Below are 1,864 nucleotides of genomic sequence, written 5' to 3' on the forward strand. Positions count from 1 at the left end.
GACCTATCTTTTTTTACCACAAGTTGGTCAACACCTCACTCTATCTCGGTTGCGGCGGAGTTGTCACCCCGCCAGCTCCTCGACTTAAATTAGCTCCTTCTAAATCAGCTTTGTGGAAGTTGCAGCCAATGGCGCGAATGCTGTGCAAGTCAGCTTGATGCAATTTGGCACTGGCGAAGTTTGCACTTTCGGCGCGAGCCAAACTCAGCACCGCCCAACTGAGGTTAACTTGGCTACAATTAGCCTGTGTTAAGTTGGCTTTCGAGAGGTTTGTTCCTTCTAAATTAGCTTTCCACAGTACCGCACCTTGAAAGTTAATTTCTGAGAGATTCATGCCACTTAAATCGACTGCTGTAAGATTCGTGTAGCTGAAATCCCTTTGTCCTCGATCGTATTCGTCGCGAAACTGCGCGGTGTTCATTTGTTTGCGGTTGGAAGTTGCGTCAAAGAATGGCATCATGGCTGTTTTCCTGAGTTATGTCGAGTTTGTTGAGTGGGCAGCCGCTCTTGGAATTGGAGAGCGGCTAAAGGTGAGAAGTTATCGGTATGATTTGGGAGTCACGAACTTTTTACCGCCTGCAATTTTGCGCTGGAGTGCTTGCTGGAGGAAGTTGCCTAACAAGTCAGCGGCACTGGGGGCAAATTCCAGATATTTGTGCAGTCGGTGGAAGTTGCCGATTTTGCCTTCTGCCGGCACGAATTCTTCGATCAGTTCGCGAATTCGCAGGTGTTCCGCAAGGTACTGGCGGATGTATTTGAGGTCGTTGATAGATTTGCGAAGGTCTTCGGCCTCTATTTCTTCTGGGCTCGATCGCGATTTCCAAAACCGGAACTGTCGTTGAAGGGTGTGCTGTTCGGCGGTATCGAGCAGGTATTCTGCGGCTTTGAGGAAGCGCTGAGTTTCTTCCCGGATGCCCGATCTCACTTGTTGTTCGATGTCGTCTGTGAGGTGTTTCTGGGCGAGTGCATCCGCCAATGTATTTAGCAGAATTTGAATTTTCCCAGAAGCTGTCAGAATGTCAGCTTGTGCGAGTTCCAGCTTTTCGAGGAGAATGTCGCAGTGATTTGGGAGGATTTGTGCTCCCTCAGAGGCATTTTCAACTGCGTAAACTTGGTCTAGGAACTGTACCAACTCTGGGTAGTCAATGCGTCCGGTTTGCTGGACTTCAGCGATATAGAGGCTTAGCAGGCGGGTTTTGTACTCTGATTCTGATGTAGATGGCTCCGGCTGCACAACCGGGGGCAGCGGTTCAGAGTCTGGAACTAAGGAGATGCGGGTTTTGGCGGAGCTGGGGTGTTGTGAGTTGAGCATTTTAACCTCTTGGGTGATGGGGCGATCGCTAATTTCTTGGGTTAGGGGCGCGGGTTTGGAAGCTGCCGCGCACCCTGCAATTAGTTGAGATGGCTGTCGCTGTCAGAGTGGGGGCGGATGTCAGCCACGGTTTCTGCCTGCGCTGTCAGTTCCCGGCGACGCGCTTCCAGCCAGAAGTCTCTCTGAAGCTTGACTGTATCGCTGAAGGATTTTGCGGTATCCTCGCGGAAAGCAAGGGCGATCGTCATCGCGCAAGCATAGCCGCTAGTAATCACTGACAGCAGCAGCATGAATAAGGGGAAACCCATTCCTGCGATGTCGCCACTCAGGAGTTTGTTGGTGCAACTGAGGATTGCCATTCGTGTTGCTTCAATCCCGGAGGCAATTTCACCCGCTGGGGTAAAGTGTTGTTGATAAAGTAAGGGCATTTCTTGTTTGAGAAAGGCAAGATCGTTACCCATTTGGAGACGGATTACTAGGGCGTCGGTTCAGTATTAGGAGTTGACAAAAAAAGGAATTTATGAAATTAGCCAGTGCATGAGTTCGACTCTA

General features: G+C 50.2%; 3 protein-coding genes. All 3 read right to left on the reverse strand.

The window, feature by feature from the left end:
• Nucleotides 1-40: 40 nt before the first annotated feature.
• The 3 genes from QUA83_RS30330 to QUA83_RS30340 all read right to left on the reverse strand — a co-directional run bounded on the left by QUA83_RS30330 (nt 41) and on the right by QUA83_RS30340 (nt 1,773).
• Nucleotides 41-460: a pentapeptide repeat-containing protein gene (locus QUA83_RS30330; protein WP_333297916.1), complete on the reverse strand. Its 420-nt coding sequence runs from the start codon at nt 458-460 to the stop codon at nt 41-43.
• 78 nt (nt 461-538) lie between these two features.
• Nucleotides 539-1,312: a hypothetical protein gene (locus QUA83_RS30335; protein WP_333297918.1), complete on the reverse strand. Its 774-nt coding sequence runs from the start codon at nt 1,310-1,312 to the stop codon at nt 539-541.
• An 80-nt stretch (nt 1,313-1,392) separates the two neighbouring features.
• Entirely contained in the window at nt 1,393-1,773 is a 381-nt protein-coding gene (locus QUA83_RS30340) for a hypothetical protein (protein ID WP_333297920.1), read from the reverse strand.
• Nucleotides 1,774-1,864 lie beyond the last annotated feature (91 nt).

This window comes from Microcoleus sp. K1-B1 (genome assembly GCF_036704705.1).
Classification (GTDB): Bacteria; Cyanobacteriota; Cyanobacteriia; order Cyanobacteriales; family Microcoleaceae; genus Microcoleus.